At 64.3% G+C, this 25,351-nt stretch carries 25 protein-coding genes and 1 tRNA gene; 13 read left to right on the forward strand and 13 right to left on the reverse strand.

What is annotated here, in order from left to right:
- Positions 1 to 368 precede the first annotated feature (368 nt).
- From QBJ92_RS17580 to QBJ92_RS17590, 3 genes are all read left to right on the forward strand, one after another.
- On the forward strand, positions 369 to 1,748 hold the full coding sequence (locus QBJ92_RS17580) for an EAL domain-containing protein (RefSeq protein WP_277970989.1): 1,380 nt from the start codon (positions 369 to 371) through the stop codon (positions 1,746 to 1,748).
- A gap of 46 nt (positions 1,749 to 1,794) precedes the next feature.
- Complete coding sequence (locus tag QBJ92_RS17585) at positions 1,795 to 4,242, forward strand: tetratricopeptide repeat-containing hybrid sensor histidine kinase/response regulator (RefSeq protein WP_277970990.1); 2,448 nt, start codon at positions 1,795 to 1,797, stop codon at positions 4,240 to 4,242.
- 62 nt (positions 4,243 to 4,304) lie between these two features.
- On the forward strand, positions 4,305 to 4,694 hold the full coding sequence (locus QBJ92_RS17590; RefSeq protein WP_277970991.1) for a response regulator: 390 nt from the start codon (positions 4,305 to 4,307) through the stop codon (positions 4,692 to 4,694).
- A gap of 30 nt (positions 4,695 to 4,724) precedes the next feature.
- On the opposite strand, the gene QBJ92_RS17595 is transcribed toward QBJ92_RS17590, so the two are convergent.
- Entirely contained in the window at positions 4,725 to 5,627 is a 903-nt protein-coding gene (locus QBJ92_RS17595) for a methyltransferase domain-containing protein (RefSeq protein ID WP_277970992.1), read from the reverse strand.
- On the opposite strand from QBJ92_RS17595, the gene QBJ92_RS17600 reads away from it, so the two are divergent.
- From QBJ92_RS17600 to QBJ92_RS17620, 5 genes are all read left to right on the forward strand, one after another.
- Positions 5,621 to 6,346 carry a ComF family protein gene (locus QBJ92_RS17600; RefSeq protein ID WP_277970993.1) on the forward strand — a complete coding sequence of 242 codons (726 nt, stop codon included), beginning with the start codon at positions 5,621 to 5,623 and terminating at the stop codon, positions 6,344 to 6,346. The genes QBJ92_RS17595 and QBJ92_RS17600 overlap by 7 nt on opposite strands.
- Positions 6,347 to 6,391: 45 nt before the next feature.
- Entirely contained in the window at positions 6,392 to 6,649 is a 258-nt protein-coding gene (gene grxC / locus QBJ92_RS17605; RefSeq protein ID WP_277970994.1) for a glutaredoxin 3, read from the forward strand.
- Positions 6,646 to 7,479, forward strand: a complete 834-nt coding sequence (locus QBJ92_RS17610) for a carbon-nitrogen hydrolase family protein (RefSeq protein ID WP_277970995.1) — start codon at positions 6,646 to 6,648, stop codon at positions 7,477 to 7,479. The genes grxC and QBJ92_RS17610 overlap by 4 nt, the downstream gene beginning before the upstream one ends.
- Positions 7,476 to 7,946 carry a DUF1178 family protein gene (locus tag QBJ92_RS17615; RefSeq protein ID WP_277970996.1) on the forward strand — a complete coding sequence of 157 codons (471 nt, stop codon included), beginning with the start codon at positions 7,476 to 7,478 and terminating at the stop codon, positions 7,944 to 7,946. Before QBJ92_RS17610 ends, QBJ92_RS17615 begins: the two co-directional genes overlap by 4 nt.
- 68 nt (positions 7,947 to 8,014) lie before the next feature.
- Positions 8,015 to 8,091 (forward strand) — tRNA-Arg (locus QBJ92_RS17620).
- Positions 8,092 to 8,182: 91 nt separating this feature from the next.
- Here the strand turns inward: QBJ92_RS17620 and QBJ92_RS17625 are convergent.
- The 6 genes from QBJ92_RS17625 to QBJ92_RS17650 all read right to left on the reverse strand — a co-directional run bounded on the left by QBJ92_RS17625 (position 8,183) and on the right by QBJ92_RS17650 (position 14,667).
- Positions 8,183 to 8,818, reverse strand: coding sequence for an SOS response-associated peptidase family protein (locus QBJ92_RS17625; protein WP_277970997.1), 636 nt, complete (start codon positions 8,816 to 8,818; stop codon positions 8,183 to 8,185).
- A 100-nt stretch (positions 8,819 to 8,918) separates the two neighbouring features.
- Positions 8,919 to 9,536 carry a hypothetical protein gene (locus tag QBJ92_RS17630; RefSeq protein ID WP_277970998.1) on the reverse strand — a complete coding sequence of 206 codons (618 nt, stop codon included), beginning with the start codon at positions 9,534 to 9,536 and terminating at the stop codon, positions 8,919 to 8,921.
- Positions 9,537 to 9,590: 54 nt separating this feature from the next.
- On the reverse strand, positions 9,591 to 9,902 hold the full coding sequence (locus QBJ92_RS17635; protein ID WP_277970999.1) for a hypothetical protein: 312 nt from the start codon (positions 9,900 to 9,902) through the stop codon (positions 9,591 to 9,593).
- Between the two features lie 24 nt (positions 9,903 to 9,926).
- Complete coding sequence (locus QBJ92_RS17640) at positions 9,927 to 11,102, reverse strand: YdcF family protein (protein WP_277971000.1); 1,176 nt, start codon at positions 11,100 to 11,102, stop codon at positions 9,927 to 9,929.
- The gene (locus tag QBJ92_RS17645) at positions 11,099 to 13,627 is read right to left on the reverse strand and encodes a TonB-dependent receptor (RefSeq protein WP_277971001.1); all 2,529 of its coding nucleotides are present in this window, start codon (positions 13,625 to 13,627) and stop codon (positions 11,099 to 11,101) included. Before QBJ92_RS17645 ends, QBJ92_RS17640 begins: the two co-directional genes overlap by 4 nt.
- 170 nt (positions 13,628 to 13,797) lie before the next feature.
- Positions 13,798 to 14,667, reverse strand: coding sequence for an alpha/beta hydrolase family esterase (locus QBJ92_RS17650; protein WP_277971002.1), 870 nt, complete (start codon positions 14,665 to 14,667; stop codon positions 13,798 to 13,800).
- Positions 14,668 to 14,792: 125 nt separating this feature from the next.
- Here QBJ92_RS17650 and QBJ92_RS17655 point away from each other — a divergent pair, with 125 nt between their 5' ends.
- Positions 14,793 to 15,827 carry a methyl-accepting chemotaxis protein gene (locus QBJ92_RS17655; RefSeq protein ID WP_431358431.1) on the forward strand — a complete coding sequence of 345 codons (1,035 nt, stop codon included), beginning with the start codon at positions 14,793 to 14,795 and terminating at the stop codon, positions 15,825 to 15,827.
- Between the two features lie 2 nt (positions 15,828 to 15,829).
- Here QBJ92_RS17655 and QBJ92_RS17660 read toward each other — a convergent pair whose 3' ends face one another.
- From QBJ92_RS17660 to QBJ92_RS17675, 4 genes are all read right to left on the reverse strand, one after another.
- A complete protein-coding gene (locus tag QBJ92_RS17660; protein ID WP_277971003.1) occupies positions 15,830 to 16,858 on the reverse strand; it encodes a potassium channel family protein in 1,029 nt (342 codons plus the stop codon).
- A 99-nt stretch (positions 16,859 to 16,957) separates the two neighbouring features.
- Complete coding sequence (locus tag QBJ92_RS17665) at positions 16,958 to 17,239, reverse strand: SWIB/MDM2 domain-containing protein (RefSeq protein ID WP_277971004.1); 282 nt, start codon at positions 17,237 to 17,239, stop codon at positions 16,958 to 16,960.
- 43 nt (positions 17,240 to 17,282) lie between these two features.
- Positions 17,283 to 17,486 (reverse strand): DUF2945 domain-containing protein, encoded by a 204-nt coding sequence (locus tag QBJ92_RS17670; protein WP_277971005.1) that lies wholly within the window; start codon positions 17,484 to 17,486, stop codon positions 17,283 to 17,285.
- 118 nt (positions 17,487 to 17,604) lie between these two features.
- A complete protein-coding gene (locus tag QBJ92_RS17675; RefSeq protein WP_277971006.1) occupies positions 17,605 to 20,187 on the reverse strand; it encodes a TonB-dependent receptor in 2,583 nt (860 codons plus the stop codon).
- 253 nt (positions 20,188 to 20,440) lie between these two features.
- On the opposite strand from QBJ92_RS17675, the gene folE reads away from it, so the two are divergent.
- Genes folE through QBJ92_RS17690 form a run of 3 tightly spaced genes read left to right on the forward strand, consistent with a single transcriptional unit; the run spans position 20,441 to position 22,184 of the window.
- Positions 20,441 to 21,061 (forward strand): GTP cyclohydrolase I FolE, encoded by a 621-nt coding sequence (gene folE / locus QBJ92_RS17680; RefSeq protein WP_277971007.1) that lies wholly within the window; start codon positions 20,441 to 20,443, stop codon positions 21,059 to 21,061.
- Positions 21,061 to 21,825, forward strand: a complete 765-nt coding sequence (locus QBJ92_RS17685) for an SDR family oxidoreductase (protein WP_277971008.1) — start codon at positions 21,061 to 21,063, stop codon at positions 21,823 to 21,825. The genes folE and QBJ92_RS17685 overlap by 1 nt, the downstream gene beginning before the upstream one ends.
- The gene (locus QBJ92_RS17690) at positions 21,822 to 22,184 is read left to right on the forward strand and encodes a dihydroneopterin aldolase (RefSeq protein ID WP_277971009.1); all 363 of its coding nucleotides are present in this window, start codon (positions 21,822 to 21,824) and stop codon (positions 22,182 to 22,184) included. The genes QBJ92_RS17685 and QBJ92_RS17690 overlap by 4 nt, the downstream gene beginning before the upstream one ends.
- Positions 22,185 to 22,226: 42 nt before the next feature.
- On the opposite strand, the gene leuA is transcribed toward QBJ92_RS17690, so the two are convergent.
- Positions 22,227 to 23,885, reverse strand: coding sequence for a 2-isopropylmalate synthase (gene leuA, locus QBJ92_RS17695; RefSeq protein ID WP_277971010.1), 1,659 nt, complete (start codon positions 23,883 to 23,885; stop codon positions 22,227 to 22,229).
- A 236-nt stretch (positions 23,886 to 24,121) separates the two neighbouring features.
- Here leuA and QBJ92_RS17700 point away from each other — a divergent pair, with 236 nt between their 5' ends.
- Positions 24,122 to 24,514, forward strand: a complete 393-nt coding sequence (locus tag QBJ92_RS17700; protein WP_277971011.1) for a BLUF domain-containing protein — start codon at positions 24,122 to 24,124, stop codon at positions 24,512 to 24,514.
- 43 nt (positions 24,515 to 24,557) lie between these two features.
- Here the strand turns inward: QBJ92_RS17700 and QBJ92_RS17705 are convergent, their stop codons facing one another.
- Complete coding sequence (locus QBJ92_RS17705; RefSeq protein ID WP_277971012.1) at positions 24,558 to 25,178, reverse strand: YceI family protein; 621 nt, start codon at positions 25,176 to 25,178, stop codon at positions 24,558 to 24,560.
- Positions 25,179 to 25,351: the final 173 nt, after the last annotated feature.

A 25,351-nucleotide genomic window follows, 5' to 3' on the forward strand; every position in this document is an offset into this window, starting at 1 on the left:
GGTTTTACGTATTTTTTCTGTCCGAGAAACAACAAGTCGGTCTATTTAGCGGTCAGACTATGACGTGCAGGGCTTGGACGAGGCAAAGTCTTGCAGGTATTCGGCTCGGCCGGGACGTTGCGGCGGTGTCGCCTGCGCAATCCATTGTTGGCCGAGCCGTAACAGGTGGTCTTACCAGGGGCGGATGGTTTCGCCCCAAACCAGACCAATGATGAACTTGATCATGACTTTTCTCCATTGTGTGCTCAGGCGAGCACGAGGGAGAATTAATGACTTATTAAGGACAACGCAAACGCAATGGTGTCTCCGCTGTCCGCTTTCGGGCCAGTTTAACCGTTCCTTGAGATTGGGCTCCTACAGATTGGAAAATGGCGCACGCTCAGAAATTATCATTGCCGGTCGTCGGTTCGTTCGAGGTGGTTCGGGTGCCTGACGCGCTACCCGCTGAACAAGCTCGCGACTCAGCGACCGAGCATGCAATCCCTGATCCCGCCGAGGGTGTGATACCGGGGGATTGGAGGATGAGCTGTCTCGTCGAAGTCGCTAACTTTTCCCATATTCGTCGCCATCTTGGCAGTGTCGAAGCGGAACATCTTGTCGCCGAGCTGACGGCCCGGGTTGCGCAGTCCATACCAACGGTCGTGACTTCCCATGTTGGTCGCGCAACCGTTCAGTTCGATCTAGTTAGCGCGTCACGATGTGGTCTCGAACCGGTGGTACGAAGGATCGCCGAAGCGTGCGCCGCGACGTTCTCGATTGACGGCGTCGAACATACGCTGACTGTAGTAGTGGGTGCGGCGGCATGTCCTGTGACGCAGGTTGACGATGTACGATTGATCGAAGAAGCCGAAGGCGCGCTGGATGAAGCACGGCTCAGTTCAGGACCGGTGTTCCGTGACATCTCGTCGGGTGCTCCGACGCTGGATCGATTAGCGCTCATTCGCGATCTGCCTGCAGGCATCGAGCAGGGGCAGATGTTCCTGCAGTATCAACCCAAGGTCCACGTCCGCCGCCAGGAAATCAACAGTGCGGAAGCGCTCATTCGGTGGCAGCACCCATCCCGTGCGCTCATCCCGCCAAATGATTTCATTACGATCGCCGAAGAAGCCGGCTATATAATGCCGTTGACGCTCTGGACGTTGGAGCAAGTCATTGTTGATCAGCGGCTGATCGCCGAAGACGGAAACGCGATCACAATTTTCATTAATATATCTGGGCAATTGTTAGGCAACGACGCTTTCATCGAGCAGGCGTGCAAGCGAGTGGCCGAAACAAAGGTCATGATTGGCTTCGAAATCACGGAAACTGCCGTTATTCGGTATCCGGAGATTGCGATAAAAAACCTGATGAGATTGGCGGACGTCGGAATTTCGATCGCGATCGACGATTACGGTGCTGGATTGTCATCGCTTGCCTACCTAAAGCAGCTCCCGGCAAAAGAACTGAAAATCGATAAAATGTTTGTTCTTCAGCTGACAAGCAATAGTAGGGATCCATTGATTGTTCGTTCTACCATAGATCTCGCGCATGCGCTTGATATGGAAGTCACAGCGGAAGGCGTAGAAACACCCGCTGCACTGGCTCTTCTCTCTGTGATGGGGTGTGATATCGTACAGGGATATTTGATCAGCCGTCCGCTTTCAATCTCAGACTTTCGCGAGTTTATGTCAGCGGACCGCAAACTATCCTTGGCTGTGACAAGTCAACCGACGTTTACCCGTGCCGCGTCGTTCTGGAAAAGCGCGTAAACGCCAAAGATAGTTCGTAGTGATGCAAACGACGTAGGACGGCTCGATGAATGTGAGTGCTTTGGGCCTGACGTTGCGTTTGGCGATCGTCTTGGTCCTGAGTGGATCCGGGGCAGTAGCGGCACCGCAGCAAACGGGCGGGGGAACTTTCGATGCTCATGTTGCCGCCGCCAAGGCTGCCATGCTCGGAAGCCCGATGCAGGCACAAAAAGAAGCCGAGTACGCGGCTCGGATTGCAAAATCCTTCTCGCCTGATCGAAAGCCGGCCGCCATTGCAACGGCAGAATGGCTTCAAGGAGAAGCGTATCTCCGGATGAACGACGTTCAGAGCGCGAGGCCCTTGATCGATCACGCGTTGGCAACGATTAATCCTGATCGACATACGAGCAAATTGGCTGGAGACCTTCTCCTGTCACAAGGCGGGCTGCGAACCCAAGTTGCAGACGTTTCCGGCGCGCTTCAATCGTACCAAAAAGCGTTTAAAGTATTCCACGAAATAGGGGAAATTCGAAGCGAGGCAATCGCGATAATAAGTATTGGCGTTCTCTACACAGAGGCGGCAGACTATCGGTCTGCATTGCGATACTTTATGCAGTCTCGTGAGATATATTCAGGTGATCCGCAACTTCTTCTTTCCGTTCATAGCAACAGTGCGGTTTCGCTCCAGGAACTGAACCGACTTCCGGAAGCCCAAGCGGAGTTCAGGAAGGCTCTGGCGATTGCCAAAAGCCTCGGAAGTCCGGCTTTGGTGGCACGGACATACCGTAACATTGCGCGTGGTTATCTCCTTTCGCACCGTGTGGATTTGGCGAATAAAGCGATCGCGGACGGTATGGTTTCGGCGCGCGGTGAAGACGGCGAAATCAGCCGATTGTTGCCCTTGATGGCGTGGTCGGCGCATATCGAGAAGCATGACGATCGCGCAGAAAAGCTGATCAGACGCTTTTTCGACACAGTCGATCCGCATGCGTCGTCGATGGACCTGCGCGAGGGCCATCAAGTCGCTTACGATATTTACAAGGCTGCGGGCGAAGACGCGCTGGCGCTACAGCATCTGGAAGCCCTCAAGGAGCTCGACGACAAGACATCGACGCTGGCGGCATCCGCGAATACCGCGCTGGCGGCCGCGCGGTTCGATTTCGCCAATCAGGAACTCAAGATCGAGAAGCTGCGCCGCGCCCAGCTGCAGCGCGACATCGATGACGCAGCTCTTCGCGCCCGCACGCAGCGCACGATCTTCGGTGGGCTCGCCATTGCGGGCGGGATCATCGTGGGAATGCTCGTCTTCGGCTTGATCACGATCCGCCGCAGCCGCAACGAGGTGCGCGACGCCAACGTCGATCTGGCGGAAACCAACGCCGCGCTCGGCAAGGCGCTCGCGGCGAAGACCGAGTTCCTCGCGACGACGAGCCACGAGATCCGGACGCCGCTCAACGGCATTCTCGGCATGACTCAAGTGATGCTCGCCGATCCGAAGATCGATCCCGCGGTGCGCGACAGGATTACGGTGGTGCACGGCGCCGGCGTCACGATGCGCGCGCTCGTCGATGACATTCTCGATGTCGCCAAGATGGAAACCGGCAATCTGACGATCGAGGCGGTGTCGTTCGATCTGCGCGCGACCCTGCGCGACGTTTCACGCCTGTGGGAGGATCAATCGCGCACGCGCGGCGTGGCGTTCGTGCTCGATCTCGACACTTGCCCGGATTTCATTGTCGGCGATTCGGCACGGCTCCGGCAGATCGCGTTCAACCTCCTGTCGAACGCCCTCAAGTTCACCGAACGCGGGACGATCACGCTGCGGGCGATCGATGAAGGCACGACGATGGCGCTATCGATCGAGGATAGCGGGATCGGCATTCCGGCGGACAAGATCGACCTCATCTTCGAATCCTTCCGTCAGGCGGATGCCGGGACGACGCGCAAATTCGGCGGCACCGGGCTAGGGCTCGCAATATGTCGCAATCTGGCGCGCGCGATGGGCGGGGAAATTTCGGTGGCGAGCGTCCCGGGAACGGGATCGACCTTCACGGTCCGCCTTCCCCTGGTGCGGGGGGTGAACCCCGACTCCGCCGCGGCGAGCGCCGACCAACCGGTGGACGCGCTGATGATCCTCGACCGCAATCCCATTTCGCGCAGTATGTTGCGGGCGATGCTGGAGAAGCGTGCCGGTGCAGTGGTGGTGGCTGCGTCGGTGGATGAAGCAATGCCGCGGCTGGCACGTGGCGGCTTCAGCCGAATCCTCGTCGATGAGGCGACCATTCGGGCAGAACCGGACTTCGACATCGCGCTGGCCCGGATTGGAAGCAGCGGCGTGCCGTCCTTCTTGTTATGGTCGAGCCCGAAGGATGCCGATGTTGCTCTTTTTCAGGCGCAAGGCATCGATCAAGTCATCGCAAAACCGATTGCAGGAAATATCCTGTCCGACCGCTTGTTTGGCAACGACAGTGAACAAAAATCCACGATTTCCGGACTTGTTTCGAAGGCCGCGTGATCCGATAGAGGAGCGATGCAGTCGGATGGATCGCCTTTTATGTATCATGTTGAGGTGAGCCGGTGAATATTCTCTTCATCGAGGATGATCCGATGAACCGGCGTGTCGTGAAAGACATGCTAGACGTTGCCGGTGCTGTCATGACCGGCGCCGAGAGTGCGGAGATCGGTCTCGACCTGATCGAATCCAACGATTATGCGATGATTCTGCTCGATTTGCGCATGCCCGGAATGGATGGGTTCGAGGCGCTTCGACGAATTCGCGCACGCGGCGATGCCAAGGCGAAGCTGCCCGTCATCATTCTCACCGCGGACACCGCGGTCGATTTGCGCGACCGCTGCATCGAGGGCGGTGCGGACGACATCCTGTTCAAACCAGTGGCGATGGAGTCGCTGTTCGACGCGATCGGGCGGACGCTGGCCAAGAATGCCGGCGACGGCATGATCGTCTGATCCCGATCGGATCGTGAAACCGGCGCGGCGCTACTCGGTCTTCGGTGCCGGGAAGCGGGCGAGCGCGGTCTTGAGCGATTGCGTGCCGCTGCCACGCCGCGCGGGCTGTGGCTGGCTCGGCGCGGGGGCCCAGCCGGTCAGGTAGATGATGTCGAACTGCTCGGCGGTCTTGCCGTCCGGATCGGCACGCGCGGCAAACGCCTCGGCGGCGTGCGCCAGTGTATCGCGCCGCAACGGAACCCGATCGCGCAGGATGTTGGTCGCCGCCATCCCGCGCAGATCGCGCAACAACCCGCCGATGTCGGAATAGCGCACCGTCAGCGGTTCGACGTCCGCGACCGGCAGGGCGAACCCCGCGCGCATCAACAGGTCGCCGGCCGACCGCACGTCCACTTGCGGATGGATACGCGCGGCGGGGCGATCCCGCTCGACCTCGCGCAACGTAGCGCGCAGCGTGGAAAGGGTCCCGGCGCCGCAGAATGCCGCGAGGAACAGGCCGTCCGGCCGCAACATGCGCCGCGCCATTGCCAGCGCACCGGGCAGGTCGTTGACCGTATCCAGGACCCCCGCCGACACGATCAGATCGAACGATTCGGACGCGAACGGGAGCCTGTCCTCGTCCGCCTGCACACCCCCCGCCGCTTGAGCGAACGTCGCACCAGCATCGCAGCGCGTGACCTGCACACCCGGCGGGGCGGGGAAGGCCGCATCGAAACAGCCCAGATCGAGCATGTCGGTAAAGTCGCGTTTCACGGTGTCGAGCCGGTCGGCCAGCCCGTCGACCATCACTGCGCGGAGGAAGTCGTACGCGGCATAGTCCGGGGCGGCGCGGTCGCGGTGGAGGCGTCGCGCGACGCGGTCGAAGATTTCGGGAGCACTCACCGCGTCGCTTGTGCCGCGTGGCAGGCCGCGCGACAAGGGGCGACGTGGCATCCTGGCTTTCCCCGCTGCGCGTCGTCGCCGATTTCGCGCTGCCACCGCGGTGTCCGGGATGCGGGGCGGTGACGGCCGCGGATCATCAGTTCTGCGCGGCGTGCTGGAGGGATCTCCGTTTCCTCACACCGCCATGGTGCGCCGCCTGCCATCAGCCGTTTGTGTTCGATCGCGGCATCGCTGCGGTGTGCGATCGCTGTAGCGTAGAGCCCCCCGTGCATGCCGGCGTGCGCGCTGCGGTTGCTTATGGCGATGTCGCGCGGACGGTCGCGTTGCGGCTCAAATATGGCGGGCGGATCGCGTTTGCGGAGACGATCGCGCGGCAACTGATCCGGCTGATGCCGACCGAGGCGGAGGTGATCGTCCCCGTGCCGTTGCACCGCTGGCGCTTGTGGTCGCGCGGTTTCAACCAGGCGGCGCTGATCGCCGCGGCGGTGTCGCGGTCGAGCGGGGTGCCGACCGATCCGCTGCTGCTGCGGCGGACGCGGGCGACCGCGCCGTTGCGCGGCATGGGCGCGAAAGCACGCGCGCGGACGGTGGCGGGGGTGTTCCGCGTGACCGACCCCGCCGGTTCGGTCTGCGGCAAGCGGGTGGTGCTGATCGACGACATCCACACCAGTGGCGCGACGACCGACGGCTGCACCCGAGTCCTGCTCGACGCGGGGGCACGGAGCGTGACGATCCTGTGCTGGGCGCGCGTGCTCGCGCCAACCGAATGAGCCCGGAAGATTGACATTCGGCGGGTCACCCCACATTTCTGCATCATGGCAAAAGTTGAAATCTACACCAAAGCGTTCTGTCCCTATTGCGCGCGCGCGATGAAATTGCTCGCGTCGAAGGGCGTCACGCCGGATGAATATGACATCACGATGGGCGGTCCGAAGCGCGCAGAGATGCTCGAGCGGTCGAACGGGCGCACCACGGTGCCGCAGGTGTTCATCGACGGGCAGCATGTCGGCGGGTCGGACGATCTCGCCGCGCTCGAGCAAGGCGGCAAGCTGGACGCGCTGCTCGGTCTGTGAAAATCGCGCTCGCCCAGCTTACCAGCGGGATTGATCCCGCCCGCAATGCGGCGGTGCTGGTCGACGCGGTGGAGCAGGCGGCGCGGGGTGGGGCGGCGATGCTGTTCACCCCCGAGATGTCGGGGCTGGTCGATCAGGATCGCGCGCGCAGTGCGGGCGTATTGCGGAGCGAGGCCGATGACGTCGTGCTCGCCGCGGTCCGCGATGCGGCCAAGCGGAACGGGATCTGGGTGCATCTCGGGTCGCTGGCGGTGCGGGCCGAAGACGGGCGCCTCGCCAACCGTGCGTTCGTGATCGACGATACGGGCGCGATCCGCGCGCGGTACGACAAGCTCCACCTGTTCGACGTGGACTTGCCGACCGGCGAGCGGTGGCGCGAGTCCGCTTCCTACGCGCCGGGGCAGGGCGCAGTCGTGGTCGAAACGCCGGCTGGGAAGCTCGGACCGTCGATCTGCTACGATCTGCGCTTTCCCGACCTGTACCGCGCGTTGAGCGATGCGGGGGCCACCGTCCTCGCGGTCCCGGCGGCGTTCACGCGGCCGACCGGTGCGGCGCACTGGCACGTGCTGCTGCGCGCGCGGGCGATCGAGGCGGCGGCGTATGTCGTCGCGGCGGCACAGACCGGCGATCATGAGGATGGCCGCGCGACCTATGGCCACTCGCTGGTGGTCGATCCGTGGGGCGAGATCGTGCTCGACATGGGGGAGGCCGCAGGCGTGGGCTTCGCCGAGATCGATCCGGCGCGGGTGACCGATGTTCGCGCGCGGATCCCGGTGCTGACGCATCGCCGTGAGATCCCGGTCGTCCAGCGCGACGCCGACGCGCGATGATCGTGTTCGACCTGCGATGTTCGTCCGCGCACGTGTTCGAAGCGTGGTTCGGAGCAAGCGCAGCCTATGACGAGCAGCGCGAACGCGGGCTGCTGTCCTGCCCGTTGTGCGGGGATACGGACATCAGCAAGGCGGTGATGGCGCCCAACATCGGCACCAAGGGAAACCGCGCTAGCGAAGCGCCGGTCCCCGCAACCACCCCTTCCGCGCCCGCGCCGATGCCCACACCGGCGGCGGTGAAGGCCGCGCTGCAAGAACTCGCGCAGGCGCAGGCCAAGATGCTCAGCCAGTCCAAATGGGTCGGCCGTGGCTTCGCCGAAGAAGCGCGCGCGATGCACGATGGCACCGTCGAGGAGGCGCCGATCCACGGCCAGACAACGGTTGCCGAAGCCAAGGCGCTGATCGAGGAAGGGATTCCCATCGCGCCCTTGCCGATGCCGTTCGTTCCCCCGGAAACGGTCAACTGACGATCTTGCAGCATGCGGCGGGTGCTTCGATTGACCCGTTCCGATCGACCCATTACGGTCCGCCCCGCGCCCCCGTAGCTCAGGTGGATAGAGCGACGGTTTCCTAAACCGCAGGCCGGTGGTTCGAATCCACTCGGGGGCACCAGCTTTCCTGCCGTTTTTCGGTAAGCCCAACCTTGGCGCTCAGGGTCGGTCGGGGTCGCAGTGGCACGCAAGATGAGCGTACCCTCAGCCGTTCATTTTTCGCTGCGTCGGGTGGGAAACACGGGGCCACGCACCGTCATGCGGTTGGCCTGATACGGCTGCTGCAGCGCGACGACGTCGTCATAGCTGCCCCGCAGCCACCGCGCATGGTCTTCGGGCGCGAGGATGGTGATCATCGCCTTGGGGTGAATCGGCGCGACGAGCGCGTTCGGGGTGCATGTCACCATGGTGAAGCCGTTCCCCTTCGCAGTCGGTTGCCAGAACCCGGCGACCGCGAACACCGGCTGGTCGGTCACCTGAAACCACATCTCCCCTTTAAGCGGTTTCTTGCCATCGCCGAGATCATGCGCTTCGGGTGTCCATTCGCAGAATTCGGTGAGCGGGACGAGGCAACGGTTCGCCGGATTGGCCGCCAGCGTCCGCCATTGCGGCAGCCCGAGGTTACGGACGTTCGTCATCGGCCAGGCGGCGGCACCGCCGAGCACGTCCCACGCCATGATGTCGAGCGCGCGTCGCCCGTCCTGCTCGCGGATGACATAGGCGCGACCGCGCGGCATCAATTCGACCGGGTTGAACCGGTTGTCCATCGGCCGATCCACCCCGAAGTCGATGCCGAACACACCGTGCAGCGTCTCGGGATCGTAGCTGTTGCGGGCACGGTTACACATGGCATTCCCCGTCGGGGTTCGAGCAGCACCGTCTGCCGAACCGCCTTACGACCGCGACCATCGCTCCGATCCGGTCCGTCGGCAAGCGGGCACGCCGCGGTCAGTCCGGCGCGGATCCGGTTTCGGGGTTGAACCGGGGGTTGGCGAAATCGATCGGGGAGGGCTCGACCTTGGCGGAAGGCGCCGCGCTTTCCGCCCAGGCGCGGCACAGCATGTCGCGTAGCATCGCGGCCCCGGCGGCGGTCTGCGCATAGACCAGTTCGCGCACGTCCTTGTCCGTATAGTCGGCGAAGCCTGCGCGCTGCTCGAGCTTGTAGACCGTCTCCATCTTGTCTCCGGTCGTGTCGAGGAACGCAAGGACGCCCGTGAACATGTCGCCGCTGCGGTGGCCGGGGGCGCCGATGCGTGGCGCGATGTCTTGCACCGTCAGCCTCATGCCGTCGACGAAGCGGCTTTCGAACCGGCCATGGATCGATCGGTCGGTGGTGTAGCCGTGCGGGTTGGCGCCGCGCCAACCGTCGCTGTTGACCGAATCGTGGAGCGGTTGCGCGCCATCACCGATATAGTGGCCGAGCCGGATCACATCGAACGCGCAATGCTGTTCGGGCACCGCCGCATCGCGGTGCGCGGCCTCGGCCGAGCGCACCTGGCGCATGCACACGACGATCCGGTCATAGGCCTCGATCGCGGCGTAAGGCAGCGTGCCGGTCCAGCGCACGTTGGTGCGTGCCGCGGCGGCGGGGTCGCTGTCCTTGATCGTCTCATAGTGTTTTTAGAGCGCAATCACGAATTCGTAGCGCGACCGCGGGATCGGCTTGAGGAACGCGAATTGTTCGCGGAACCAGCCGTGATTGGGATCTTCCTCGATCTTGGAGAAATTCTCCGCATTGCCGCGCCAGCTGTCGGGCAGCGATGCCGACTGGCCAATGTACTCCTCATATTTGCGCAGGAACACCGGACCGTCGGCGGGAATAGCCTCGATCGCGGCCCGGTCGATCACGCTGTGCGCGGTGCCGCCCCACGCCTGCACGCTCGCGGGCACGGCAAGCAGGACGATCGCGGCAAGCGGGGCAAGGTGGCGCATGATGGTCTCTCGCGTCCTACGGGGTCAGGGATCGAGCGGATCGCGCGGATCGATCCGTGCGGACTGGGTTGCCGGGCGGAACACGAGCGCGGTCGGCGACAGGCGCGGCCCGACGGTGCCGGGTTGATAGCCGAGTTCGCTCCGGTTGCGCTCGACGAAGGCGGGGCTTTCGATCGTCGCGCTCTGGCCCGGATTGGAGACGATCACTGTCTCCATCGCAGGCGGCGCGCCGATCGCGGCCAGCAACCGCGTCGCGTTGCGCAGGTTGGTCGTGGTGTGCCGCGCATAGGGTTCGATCAGGATCGCGTCGGCGGGAATCGCGTAGCGCTCGATCAGCGCGCGGCGCATTTCCACCGCTTCGGTAAAGCGCGTCGCGCGCGGATGAGCGCGGCCCCCGGTGACGATGACAAACGCCGCGTCCCCTTGCGCGAACCGGTTGGCGGCGAGGCGCAAATGATATTTGCCGAACGCGCTCAGCGGCGTGTCGGGAGTCTCGGGGCCGACCCCGGTGACGATCAGCGCGCTGTAGCGATAGCGGTTCCAGGCGAGGCCGCGCGATCGCTTTACCGCAGCAGCATTGTACCCGCCGGTCAGCGGCTCGAACCCTGCCGCGTCGGCCCGGTCGTTGACGTCGAGCAAGGCCAACGCGAAATCCACGCTCGGGTCGACCGTTTGCACCGATCCCGCGCGCGGGGTCGCGGCGAGCCAGACGGCGGCTTGCAGACGCGCCTTGGCTTCGCGCGGATCGACCGTCCCGGGGCCGTCGATGTCGGGGTAGCGGGGCACCTCGCCCAGCGCATAGGTGCGGATGATCGTATTGATGCCGACCAGTTCGCGACGCGACTGCGCCGCCGCGCCGTCGTCCGCGGCGGATGCGTCGGCGGGGATCGCCGCCGAGACCGCTGCGGTTTCGGTATCGCTCCAGAGCATCGCGCGTGCACGGCATGGCAGGTCCTGTTCGCACGCTTCCCGCCGCGTCTGCCGCGCCTCGAGCACGGCGGCGATCCCCGCCCGTGCCTTGAGCGCCGCCATCGCGCGGGCATCGTGCCCGATCGCTTCGAACAGCGGGAATACCCTGTGCGACAGCGCCTCGGTCGCGCTGTCGCCGGCACTCCCGGCAAACACCGGGGCAGGCGCCACGGCGAGCGTCGCCATCAGCATGGCCGCCGCCGTTGCCTGCATGCCCCGGCGGCCGCTCACCAGGATTTGCTGACGACGAGGCGGAAGTTGCGACCGAAGATCGGGCGCCCGTAGATCGCCTCCGCATTCCCCTGGCCGCTTAGCGAATCGGTGCGCGTGTTGCCTTCGGTCAGGCCGTGCGCGTTGAACAGATTGTCGCCGACCACCTGGACCTGCCACGCCCCGTTGCGCAGCGTCACGCCCGAACCGACCGTGCCATAGGCCGGCAGCGCGGTGTTGTTGTACAGATCGACGAACCGCTTCCCCATGTAGGTGTAGCGGCCATAAACCGAGACGTGGGTGTTGTGGGTCTCGAAATCGAAGCTCGGGCGGATGTTGCCATAGACCTTGGGCTGGCGGACGATCTGGTTGCCCTCCGCCTTTGCCGGATCGGCACCGCTCGAACTCTTGAAGTTCTTGTACTTCGGATCGCTGATCGTCAGCGCACCGTTGAGCGAGAACCACGGCATCACTTGCCATGCGCCGTCGAACTCGACGCCCTTCACCTTCGCCTGGCCGATGAATGGCACGTTGACGTCGTTGCGCCCGGTGGTCGGGTCGAACGCGAGGAACGAGGCGTTGAGCGGATCGAAATTGGTGTAGAAGCCCGTCACGTAGAGATACGAACGGCCCTTCGCGAGTTTCAGGCCCGCCTCGAACTGGTCGGCGACGGTGGTCAGGATCGTCGGGTTGATGCTCATCACCGTCTGGACGCTGGGCGGCGTTTCGAGATGCGAGGCGCGACCGTACACGCCGATATGTTTGCTGAAGTCGTAATTGGCGCCGACCGTCCAGTTGGTCGCGGTGGGCGACAGTTTCTGGTTGAGGATCGCGCCCGTGAACGCGCGCGTGGTGTCGTCGGCCAGCGTCGTCGCGTCGCCGAGATTGGCCTGCGCGGTCAGCGCGGCATAGCCTGTGTAGCTATAGCGTTCGTGCCGGATCCCGCCGTCGATGCGCAGCCCCGGCACGATCTCCCACGTATCGTTGGCGTAGAAGGCGAACATCTTCGCATCCGAATCCCCCTGGCTGAGCGTGGCGGAATAGTTGAGCACCCCGTTGTCGGTCACGCGCCCGAGCGCGGTGCCGGCCGCCGAATAGGCGACGAGGTCGAGCGTGCGGGGCTTGCCCGCAACCTCGATCAGATAGTTCTGATATTGGGTGCGGCTGTCCTCCCCGTACAGGCTGCCGTAGAAGCCGAGTTTCAGGTCATGGCTGCCGATGCCGGTTTCGAACCGCTTGGCGACCGACAGGTTGGTCTGCGCCGAATAGAAGCTCGAATGGATGTCGCGATACTGCCCCTGCATCACCAGCCCGGAGGCGCTGTTCGGGTTGTACACCGTGTTCGTCCCCGCCAGCACATAGCCAAGCCGCGAGACGGCACCGAACGCCGCGGTCGTCCGTGCGAGATAGCTGTTGGCGAAGGCCGTTCCGTCGACCGGGTTGGTGGTGGAATAGAAGGCGGTGAAATCGAGCTTGCCCTTGGTGAAGCCGCCCTTTGCCGAAACCAGCCAGCCATCGAAATCGGCATCATATTGCGCGCCGAAGTTGATCATCTGCATATGACGCCCGTCCGACAGGTCGCTCGTCCGGTTCTGGATGACGCCAGCGCCGTCCCGGTTCTTCAGGTTGACGTTGCGCAGTGCGGGCGAGTTCATCGTCCCGCTGAAAAAGTCGATGTACGGATCCAGGCTGACGTTTGGGTTGCGCGGGTCCGCGGTCGGGATCGGAAGATAGAAAACGTTGTGATCGTTGACGTAATTGACGTTGAGCTTGATCGTCCCATTGTCGAGATCATGCGTGAGGTTGGCGCGGATCTGGCCCCCCTTGTCGTTGGGAAAACCATTGTCACGATAGCCGTCATGATAGCGCAGGAAGCCGCCGACCGCATAATGGGTGTCGCTCGAAATCGCACCGGCCTGATACGCATCGAGCCGGTAGAGCCCGGTGTCGCCGAGCGTCACCTGCGCCCGTCCGCGAGTGGTATCCCGGCCGGTTACCGTGATCGCATTGACGATCGCGCCCGAATAGCTGGCATAGACCGGCGCCGGCCCACCGCGCACGACTTCGACGTGATCGGTCATCAGATCCTGCTTCAGGATCGCGTCACCGCGGAAGAACACGCCGTCATTCTCATGGAACAGCGGCAGGCCGTCCTGCTGGAAACTGACGAAGCCGCCATCGTTGGGCAAGCCGCGGATGCGGTAGATGTTCTGTACCTCGCCGCCGGTGATCTCGGTCTGGAAGCCGGGAAGCTGGCCGATCAGATCGGCGAAGTTGACGGGCGCGATCTTTTCAACGTCTTCGCGCGAGATCGTGTTGATCGCGTACGACACGTCGAAGCGGCGTTGTGCGCGGGTCGACCCGGTGACGATGATGTCGGTTCCGACCTGATCCGCCGCATCGGCCGCAGCCTTGTCGGTCGGCGCTGGCGTGGCGGTGGCAGGGGCAGCCGGCGGCGTGTCGGTCGTTTGCGCGTGCGCGGGTGCGGCACAGGCGGCGCACAGAGCGACCAGCGCAGTGCCGGTGGCGAGAACAGTCTTCAGCATGGGCCCCCCAGGGAATTCATCTCGCCGAAACGGCGACGTCGCTCCCCTTGGTGGCGCAATGTGACAATCGCGATTGTTTCAGCAAAATTATTTTCGAAAATATAGGGTTTGTCCGTCGCATGCGCCGGTCGCGATGCGCATCGACGCAAGCCTACGGGGAGGCAGTCCGGTCAGCGGCTGTGCTGTGCCAGGAACGTCCACAGCGCTTCATTGTCCACGACCGACCAGCTGTGCTGGCCGCCGCGGGTCACGCGCACCGCGGTCTTCGTGGTGCCCGGGCAGCGGGCGTAGCCCTGTTCGTACACCGTTGCGCTGATGTTGCGCGCATAGGGTTCGCTGCAATGGTTGAGCGCCGCCCAGCGTTGCAACGCGATCGCTTGCGAATATTGCCAATAGGAGGCGCCGCCACCCTGGATCGGATTGGTCGTGTCGGCATCGCCCGAAAAGGCGAGCACCGGTAGCGGTGCGTCGGGACGGCATGTCTTGGCGTCCGCCTGCTTGGGGTCGGACTTGCGGGGCCGCCCGGCGCGCAAGCCGACGACGGGGGCGATCGCGGCGAAGCGCCGGGGCACGACGCAACCGAGCAGCGACGTCATGCGCCCGCCACCCGACAATCCGGTCGCATAGACGCGACGACGATCGACGCAGCCTGTCGCGACCAGCCGGTCGATCAGGCCCGAAACATACGCCACGTCGTTGCGGTCGCGCTTTGTGGGCAAGGCACCCGTCACGGTCGGTACACCGGGGATGTTCCACACATAGCCACGCCCCGATCGAATCCCGCCGTCGGGCGCGACGACGATGAAACCGTGCCGGTCCGCCGTCTCGGCGAGACGGCTCTCCTGCAACATCTCGGTCCCGGTCCCCGTGCTCCCGTGGAACAGGAGGACGAGCGGCATCGCCGCGGCAGGGGCCGGGACGGGAAGGTGGAGCTGGGCGCGTTCGGGGACGGCGTCGATCGCGCTGACGCGACAGTCGGCGTGGGCGACACCCGCGACCAGGAACGGGATGAAGAAAGCGGGGAAGCCGAGCGTGCGCATCGCTCAGATCTATACCCGCACTGCGGCGTTGCCTAGCACTGCTTCGATCGCCGAACGCCGCACTGGCGCAATTCCATTTTAACGATGCCGCGATAAAATCATCGAATTGTTTAAGAAAGATCCCGATGCCCCGACGCATACGCTCCCTGCTGACCACGTTGAGCGACCAGGTTACCGCGCACGTCCGTCAGGCCGAGGTGATCGCCGGACACACCAATCTGCTCGCGCTGAACGCCACGATCGAAGCGGCGCGTGCCGGGGATGCGGGGCGCGGCTTTACCGTCGTGGCGCAGGAAGTAAAGACCCTCGCCGGGATGGCGGGGACGTCCGCGTCCAGCTTCCGCGACGAGGTGCTGGGCTACCTTCAGCAAGGCACCGCGATTGCGGATGAGCTTGCGCGCGAGATCGAGGGCGGGCGCCTTGCCGATCTCGCGCAATCGATCGCGGATACGCTGGCCCGGACCTTGTACGACCGGTCGATCGACGTGCGGATGCTGGCGACCGATTATTCGATCGTCGAAGCGTTGATGGTCGACCAGGCATCGCCGCGGATCGCGGCGCGCGCGGTCGACCGGCTGCGCGCGCTGCTCGGCTGCTCGCCGTATTTCCTTAATGCGTTCGTCGTGAACGGCGATGGCGACATCGCCGCGTGCGCGCATGAAAATGCAGCGGTGCTCGGCGTCAATTTCAAGGGATACGGTCAGTTCCAGCGCGCGATGGCGGCGGCGCCCGATGTCGGGTGGATGACCGACGAGGTCTGGCAGAACCCGTGGTCGGACGATCGCAAGGTGGTCGTCTATGTCGCGCCGGTCCGGATCGAAGGCGCCACGATCGGTGTCTGCTACCTCGAGTTCGATTTCGAGGGGCAGGCGGATGCGATCATGCGCGTGGTCGACAAGACCGCTGCGCACGGGATCGCCTCGATCATCGATGACCGCAACCGGGTCGTCGCCACGACCGGCGGCTACGCCTATCACGTGCGGCATCCGCATGCGCTCGCCGGGGAGGGGGCGCAACGCGCCTCCACCGATGGCCTCAACGTCGCGCAGGCGAGTGTGGTTTCGGATCGCGGAATCAGCGGGCTCAACCTCCGCTGCATCATCGAGGAGCATGTCGCGACCGAGCAGGACATCGCCGCCGCGGTCTTCCGCCGCGGATAGCGTTACCCCTCGGCGCGCGGCACCACTTCGACGATCTGGTCGCCCGCCTCCAGCCGACCCGCCTCGGGCTCCCAGAAGCCGAAGACCTGTTGCCCGCGATAGATCCGGTGGCCGAGGCCGGTGGTGATGCCGGACAAAGGCTTGCCCACTTCGTCCGCTCCGACGGCACGTTCGCGCAATGCGACCCGCCCCCCGGCGGCGGCAAGATCCGCCATGTAATCCGCGGTGTGCGCGCCGTGCGTCGACCCCGCGAGCAACAGGCCCGCGAAGCTCGCGGGATTGATCACGGTGTTGGCGCCCGCCTGATGCGCGATCGCCTCATTGTCCTGCGACCGGATCACCACGCTGATCGGCACGTCGGGCGCCAGCCGCCGCGCGGTCAGCACGATCAGGATCGACGTGTCGTCGCGCCCGGCGGACACGATCACCGCGCGCGCGGTTTCGATCCGCGCCGCTTCCAGCGCGGCGTTGCGCGTGGCGTTGCCCTCCATCACCGTCACGCCGCAGGCCTCCGCCTGTTGCAAGGCTCGGGCGGAATCGTCGATCACCACGACCGTCTGCGGATCGGCACCACGCCGGACGAGCTCGCGCACCGCCTCGGACCCGCTGGTGCCGTAGCCGGTCACGATGACATGATCGGTGAGACGACGCTGGATCACCGTCATTCGCCATTTCTCCCAAACGCGTTTCAACAGGAAATCGTACGCCGTCCCCAGGAAGATCAGCCATACGAACAGCCGGATCGGCGTGACCACGAACGTATCGAACATCCGCGCCTGCTGCGTCACCGGCACGATATCGCCGTATCCCACCGTCGTCACGGTGATCATCGTGAAATACAGGATATCCGCAAAGGTGACGGGTTCGCCCGAATTCTGCCGGAGCCCGTCGCGGTCGAACCAATGGACCGCGAGCGCTACCCCGAGCAACGCCAGCGCCAGCAACGCACGCCACGACAGCGACAGCCATACCGGCGTACGGCTCTGGCGACGCAGGCGATATTTCGGCGTGTCGGCATCGTCGCTGCGCATGCGGATTGGTAGCGTCTTTCGCGGTCGAGGCAAACGCATATGGAAACGGCCGCGGCACCCAGGGGTGTCGCGGCCGTTTCGGAACCGGTGAACGCGGTCTTACGCCTTCATGTGGCCCGCGAGATGCTTGTTCATTTCGAACATCGTCACGCGGTCCTTGCCGAACACCTTCTTCAGCGCTTCGTCGGCGACGATCTCACGCTTGTTCTCGGGGTTCTGCAGGTCATGCTTCTTGATATATTCCCAGACCTTGCTGATCACTTCGCTGCGCGGCAGCTTGTCGTTGCCGACGATCGCACCGAGTTCGGGCGATGGCTGGATAGGCGCGAAGATGCCGCCGGTCTTGGGGGCGTCGCTCTTTGCGGTTGGGGTCTTGGCCATTTTTTTGGTCCTTCCTGGTGTGTCGTTACAGCCGACATCGGTTTCACGCCTTGTCGAGCGCTGCGCTCTTGTGCGCTGCCTTGCCGCCATTGTCACTCTTTACGATGAACTGGGGCTCTTCCGGCGAGGCGGCGACCTTGTGACCCTTGATCTCGGTCGGGCTGGTCTGCTTCTTTTCGACAACACCATGCGCGGTGCCGCCGTGAGATTTCCAAGTGACCGCGTCACCCTTTTTCAGCTCTGTCATCGCGTGTCTCCGTTGACGTGGAGCATCAGCGCGCGAACCGCCGGATCGTTGCACCGTCCAACGCAAACGGCCTGCCCCTCGTCCCGAGCGGCAGGCCGTCCATCGTGTCTGGGCGGGATCAGAACCCCTTGCGGAGCGTGATTCCATAGGTGCGGGGTTCGTTGATGTATGCGCTGTAGCTGCCCGACTGGATCACCGTGTTGAACGCGGACAGGAAGTAATTGTCGTTGCCAAGGTTGCGGACCCAGCCCTGGATCTGGAACGCGTCGGGCAGGTCGAGCCCGATGCTCGCGTTGACGGTCTTGACCTCGGCGCTGGCGATCGAGGCGGGGACGGTGTCGGTCAGCGCCGTCTTGCTGGTGTAGACGAATTCGCCGCGCAGGAAGCCGCTGATCCGGTCGGTGATCTGCTGCGTATAGGTCGCGTTGACGTTGCCCGAGAATTCGGGGACGCCGCCCGGCCGTGCGCCGGTCAGGTCGCGGAACTGCGGGGCGAGCGTACCGGCGGGCGACCCTGCGGCCACCTGGCAGCGGGGATCGAACGCGAAGCACGGCGCGCGCGTGAAGCTGTCGTATTTCGCATCGAGATACGTGCCCGACGCGTTGAGCAGCAGCGCGCGGAACGGCTTGTACGAGGCCTCGGCTTCGACCCCGCGGACCGACTGGCTGCCCGCGTTGACGAGCGCGAAGCCGGTCCCGGTGAAGCCGTTCGACTGGAAGCCTTTGATCTTCTCGTCGAACACGGCGACGTTGAAGTACCCTCCGTTGAAGCGCGCCTTGGCGCCGATTTCATAGACCTCGACATTTTCCGGCGCGGCGGTGCGACCGACGCCGTTGTTGGGCGGACGGCTATCCGACGAAAGGTTGTACGCGCCCGCTTTCCAGCCGGTCGAATAGCTCGCGTAGACGTTGATGTTGCGCGTGAAATCGAACTTGGCGCGCGCCAGATAGGTAAATTTGTCGCCCTTCAGCACGCCGCTTTCGCTCGCGTTGGGGAAGTTGACCGGACCGTGATTGGCGGTGTCGGGATAGAAGAACTGGAGCGCGTTGAGCCCCGCGAACAGGTTGGTCGGAATCCGCGCCCCGGCGGGGGCAAGCGGGTTGAGGATCTGCAAGGGGAGGAAGCCCAGCTCGGGGACGTTGCGCAGGTTTAGCTGCGAGAAGCGATCGGTCAGCACGACATTCGAGAAGGCCGATTTACGATCGTTGAGATACGCACCGCCGACGGTCAGCGTCAGACGCTCGAACAGCTTGTAATCCGCTTGCCCGAAGATCGAATAGGAAATGTCGTTGAGGCGGTAATTGTCGAGAATGCCCGTGCCTTGCGCGAAGTAGGTCTGGCCCGGAATGACCGTGGTATTGCCCCCGGCGCGTTGCAGCGCCTCGAGCTGGGTGATCGGCGAGGTGCCCGTCAGCGCGCCGCCGGTCGCCGCCAGCGCGGCGGCGTTGGCGAAGCGCCGTCCGTCCGCGCCGTACAGAATGTTGCGCCCGGTCTTGATCCGTTCGTCCGAATAGAAGCCGCCGAGCAACCAGTTGAACGGCCCCGCATAATCCGACGCGAGCCGGATTTCCTGTGTGAACGTCTTGATCGTGTCGTCGGTAGTCTGGTTGGAGATGTCGCCGCCGGTGAAATCCACGTCGAGATCGGTGCGGTTGGTCTGGCGACGATAGGCGGTGATCGAGGTCAGCTTGGCGAAGCCGAGGTTCCAGTCGATCTGGCCCGACACGCCCTTGCCGTTCAAGCGGTTGTTAGGCGCGGTGTTATAGACGGCTTCGCGGTTGAACGGAGTGGCGGCATTGCCGACGAGTCCGCCGACACCGCCAATCGATCGCGGGAGGCCAATCAACTGCGTCAGCGGGCCGTTGGTGATCGTCACCGCGCCGCAGCAGACTTCGTTGATGTTGTTGAGATCGCCGATGATGCGGACCGAGAAGTTGGACGATGGTTCGAACAACAGGTCTGCGCGGAGCGACTGCCGATCACGACCGTTGACCTTCACGCCGTTGAGACGGTTGGTATAGAATCCCTCGCGCTGGTTGACGCTGCCGAACACCCGGAACGCCACCGTGTCGGTAATCGGTCCGGTAATCGATGCGCGCGCCTCGATGTTGCCCAGATTGCCGACGGTCGCCTCGGCGTTGCCGCCCCAGGTGAATTGCGGGCGCTTGGTCACGATCGAGATCGCGCCCGCCGCGACGTTCTTGCCGAACAGCGTCGATTGCGGTCCGCGCAACACTTCGATCCGCTCGAGCTCAGGAAGATCCGAAATCGACGAGGCGGAACGCGACCGGTAAACGCCGTCGATGAAAACGCCGACCGAGCTTTCGATCCCGATGTTGCCGTTGCCGTTGCCGAAGCCGCGGATCGTGAAGTTGGTCTGGCCTGCGCTTTGGAACTGCGTGACCTTGAGCGAGGGGACGCTCGCCTGAAGGTCGATCAAGTCGTGGATCTTGGCTTTCTTGATCGTGTCGTCGCTGGTCACCGCGACCGAGACGGGGACGTCCTGCAACGTCTGCTCGCGCTTGGTCGCGGTCACGATGATGTCGTCGGTGTCGGTCGCACTGCGATCGATCTGCGGCGCGGCGGAAGTTGCAGCGGGGGCGCCCTGCGCTTGCGTGGTGGGGGGCGTATCCTGCGCAAAGGCAGGCGCCGCGTACAGCAATGCGATTGCCGACGCGCCAAGCAGGTCCGACTTCCTCATCTGTCATCCTCTCGCTGCCACAGGTGCCGGTCTTCCCGCCGGATCTGCATTTTAGAATGTAGGGTTTGTGAAATAGCGTGTCGTTGAATCCGCCGTCAATCGCATAATGATACGTAGTTACGGAAGCGATGGGGCAGCGTTACCCAAAGGATACAGTTGCAAAGCAGGACCAATTCGGCTCCTTGAATAGCAACAGGCACGACGCGACGATTGCCGTAGCGTCAAAGCCGTTCCGGCAACCGAAAGAGCGACGATGGATGACGATGGAGCCCCGTTGAGTGAGGGCGATCTGGTGGCCGCGCCCGCAAAGCTTTTCGTTCCCGAAGACGTCGCCGAGGCCGTGCGCACGCTGATTCGCTGGACCGGCGACGATCCGACACGCGAAGGGCTGATCGAAACGCCGCAGCGAGTCGCACGCGCGTGGAAGGAATATTGCAGTGGATATCAGGATGATCCCGCAGTCCATCTGAAGCGCGTGTTCGAGGAAGTGGGCGGCTATGACGAGATCGTCCTCCTGAAGGACATCCCGTTCCAGTCGCATTGCGAACATCACATGGCGCCGATCATCGGCAAGGCGCACATCGCGTATCTGCCGTCGAACTGGGTGGTCGGCATTTCGAAGCTGGCGCGGGTCCTGCAGGCCTATTCGCGCCGGTTGCAGGTGCAGGAGCGGCTGACCGCGGAAGTCGCCAATTGCATTTGGGACAATCTCAAACCGCTGGGCGTCGCTGTCGTGATCGAGGCCAACCACGCGTGCATGACCGCGCGCGGCGTGCGGACGCCAGGCGTCTCGATGGTGACCAGCCGGATGATGGGCGTGTTCCGCGACGACGAGCGCAGCCGGAAGGAAATCCTCGCGCTGATGGGGTGCTGATGCAAGCCGAGCGAACCGTTCTCGTCACCGGCGCCGCCCGGCGCCTGGGCGCGACGATCGCCCGGCATCTGGCGGATTCAGGCGAGGGGGCAGGGTGGCGCGTCGCGATCCACCACCACAATTCCGCGGAGGAGGCAGAGGCCTTGTCGCGGCAGCTCGGCGGATCGATCGTGCTGACCGGAGACTTGGCGGACCCAGCGACCCCCGCCGCGCTGGTCGCGGCGGCGCGTAGCGGGTTCGGTGCGCCGCTGATGGCGGTCGTCAACAGCGCGTCGCTGTTCGATTACGATACCCCGCCTGCTGTTTCCGCCGCGTCGCTGGAGCGGCACGCGCGCGTCAATCTCGATGCGCCCGTCCTGCTTGCCTGCGCGCTGGCCGCGCAGGATGATCTCGGCGATGGCGCGGTGGTCGACGTGCTCGACCAGAAGGTCGCCAATCTCAACCCCGACTTTTTCGCCTATAGTTGCGCCAAGATCGCGCTTGAGGGCGCCACGACGATGCTCGCACAGGCGCTCGGCCCGCGGATCCGGGTCAACGCCGTTTCGCCCGGGTTGACGCTCCCGAGCGCGGACCAGAGCGAGGCGGAATTCCAGGCGGTGGCATCGCGCAACACGCTGCGCCGGCCCGTCGATCCAGAGGACGTGGCGCGCGCGGTGGCGTTCCTGCTCGATGCGCGCGGGATCGCCGGACAGAATCTTTTCGTCGATTGCGGGCAGCGGTTCCTGCCGTTGCCCCGCGATGTCATGTTCGAAAATCGGGTATGACCAAGCCGGTCCGCTTCACCACCGTGCTCGACGGGCTCGAACTCGTCATGGGGCTGGGAATTCACCCGGGCGAACGCGCTGCGCCGCAGCGCGTGATCGTGTCGGTGCGGATGGAGGTCGTCTATCCTGCGCCGCCAGCCGACGACCGGATCGATCAGGTGCTCGATTATGATTTCGTGCGCAGCGGGATTCACGCGCTGGTGGCGGATCGTCACTTCGACCTGCAGGAAACGCTGTGCGAAGCGATCGCCGCCCTATGCTTCACCGACCCGCGCGTCGAGCGTGTGACGGTGCGGACGAGCAAGCCCGACGTCTATCCGGACGCCGCGGTCGGGTGTGAGATCGAGCGGGTGCGGTAGCGAAACCCACCCCGGCGCAGGCCGGGGTGGTTGTCGCTTTTATTATACCCGGTTCGCCGCGCTCAGCACGGCGCGTACGCTCGCAGTGGCGACGTCGGCATCAATCCCCACGCCGAACACGGTGCGCCCATCCGACGTGCGGCATTCGACATAGGCGACCGCCTGCGCATTCGCGCCATGCCCGATCGCGTGCTCATTATAGTCGACCACGTCGAGCGTCGGCCCGGTTGACCCCTCCAGCGCCGCGATCACGCCCGAAATCAGCCCGTTGCCGCGCCCGGAGATCGATTGCTCGGTCCCGTCCACCGCGACATGCCCGACGAACACCCGGTCGCCGACACTGCCGCTTTCCTGATAATCGACCAGCCGGAACCGGTCCGCATCGCGCGCGAGATAGGTCGCGGCGAACTGTCCCCAGATGTCGGCGGCGTTGAGTTCGCGGCTCGTCTCGTCGGCGAGCCGCTGGACGTGGCGGCTGAAGTCCGCCTGCAACCGCTTGGGGAGCTTCAATCCCTTGTCCTGCTCGATCACCCACGCGACGCCGCCCTTGCCGCTCTGCGAATTGACGCGGATCACGGCCTCGTAGCTGCGCCCGAGGTCGGCCGGGTCGATCGGCAGATAGGGGACCTCCCACAGCGGATCGTTCTTCGCTTCCTGCGCGGCGAAGCCCTTCTTGATCGCATCCTGATGGCTTCCCGAGAACGCCGTGAACACCAGGTCGCCCGCATAGGGCGTGCGCGGATGGACCGGCAGCTGCGTGCAATAATTCACCGTGCTGACGATCTCGTCGATGTCCGAGAAGTCGAGCTTCGGATCGACGCCCTGCGTGTACATATTGAGCGCGACCGTCACGAGATCGCAATTGCCGGTGCGCTCGCCATTCCCCAGCAGGCAGCCCTCGACCCGGTCCGCGCCCGCCATCAGGCCAAGCTCGGCGGCGGCGACGCCGGTGCCGCGGTCGTTATGCGGGTGGAGGCTCAAAGCGACGCAGTCCCGGTTCCGGATGTTCCGCCCGAACCATTCGATCTGGTCGGCATAGACGTTGGGCGTCGCGCATTCGACCGTCGCGGGCAGGTTGAGGATCAGTTTGTGGTCGGGCGTCGGCCGCAGCACGTCCATCACCGCCTCACACACCTCGAGCGAGAAATCGAGTTCGGCGGTCGAGAACGTCTCCGGACTATATTCGAAATACCAGTCGGTATCGGGCTGCGCGGCGGCCTGATCACGCAGGATCATCGCGCCGTCGATCGCGATCTTCTTGACCTCCTCGCGCGTCATCCCGAACACGATCTTGCGCCACGCCGGGCTCACTGCGTTGTAGAGATGGACGATCGCGCGCGGCGCCCCGCGCAGCGACTCGAAACTCCGCTCGATCAGGTCGCGGCGCGACTGTGTCAGCACTTGAATCAGCGTGTCGTCGGGGATGCGGCCCGACTGGACCAGCCCGGAGATGAAATCGAACTCGGTCGCGCCCGCGGCGGGGAAGCCGACCTCGATCTCCTTGATCCCGACCTTGACGATCAGGTCGAACAGCCGGGTCTTCTTCTCGGCGTCCATCGGGTCGATCAGGGCCTGGTTGCCGTCGCGCAGATCGGTCGACAGCCAGCGTGGGGCGGTCTCGATGATCCGCGACGGCCACTGCCGGTCGAGCAAAGCGATTTGCGGAAACGGTCGGTATTTGGTCGAGGGGTCGCGCAGCATGATAGGTCTCGTCGGCAGAAGGGGGACGGGATTGGATCAGGCCCTCAGGCGCGTCGTGCGCAACGCGCACGCGGGAAGTCCGCGCCTAAGGGCGCGTAAGTCGAAGCAGGCGGAGGGCTTGGACATACTTCATGGCTGCAACCTGAATAGCGTGATCCGCCTTCCCCTGTCCAGAGCCTGCGTGCCCTGATCCAAATCAGTGTGCAGCGCCGCGATCGGTGGTACCGCAAAACCGTATGCGTCAGATCATTTATACCAGCGTGACGACCAAGACGACCGGGCGAGCGGCGGACGACTGCACCGCGATCCTGCGGGTGGCGTCGGGACGCAACGGGCTCGATGGCATCACCGGGCTGTTGTACACCGAAGAGGATTCGTTCCTCCAGGTGATCGAGGGCCCGGAAGAGAGCGTCGCCGAACTGCTCGAGAGCCTCTACGCCGATACGCGGCACCGCGACATTCGCATCCTCGTCGACCAGATCGTCGAGCATCGCGAGTTTGGCGACTGGATGATGCTCCACCGCGACCGGCGCGAGACGTCGGACGCGTTCGACGATCGGCTGCGCGTCCGGCTGTCGCGCGTTTCGCCGGAGACGGCGAGCTATTTCAAGGCACTGACCGCAGCCTGAGCGGCACCGCTCGACCCGTCGGGCCGAACGATGCCGTCGGACGTTACTCCGCTTCGAACGCGGCGTTGATCGTCAGGTCGACCTTGTCGCCGACCAGCGGCAGATAGCCGTTGATCCCGAAGTCGCTGCGCTTGATCGAGGTCGTCGCAGCGAACCCGACGTTGGTCTTGTGCGCGCCGAACAGCGACGGGCCGGCACCGATGAAGCGCGCTGCGAGCACGACCGGCTTGGTCACGCCGTGCAGCGTCAGATTGCCCGTGATCGTCGCGTTCATGCCGTTGACCGCAACCTTGGTCGACACGAAGCGCGCCTCGGGGAATTTCGCGCCATCGAAGAATTCCGGCTTCTGGAGATGCTCGTCGAGCGCGGCGACCGTGGTCGACACCTTGTTGACCGGGAACACGATCTCGACCTTCGCAGCGGCGGGGTTCTTCGGGTCGATCGTCAGCGATCCGGTCGGCTGTGTGAACTGGCCGGTGTATTCGCTGAAGCCGAGATGGTTGAGCGAGAAGACGACCTGGGTGTGGCCGCTGTCGACCTTGTAGGTGCCGGCGGCGACCTTGGCGACGCTGCGCGTGCCGGGCGGGGTGGTCGGCATCTGCGCGACGAGCGGGGTTGCGGCGATCGCCGCGACGGCGGCGAGGAACATGGGTGTGCGCTGCATGGGAATACTCCTGTTGGAGCATCGTTCTGCGGCAGATTGCGCGGATGCGACAAGCCCCGATTCGGCAACATACGGTTTCGTTGGCGGGGCGCGCGTGCCGGGGCGTGGCGTTGCTGGGCTTCCCCACCCCAACCCCTCCCCTGAAGGGGAGGGGCTTTTAAGGGGTATGGGCC

This window comes from Sphingomonas echinoides, from assembly GCF_029623395.1.
GTDB lineage: Bacteria > Pseudomonadota > Alphaproteobacteria > Sphingomonadales > Sphingomonadaceae > Sphingomonas > Sphingomonas echinoides_A.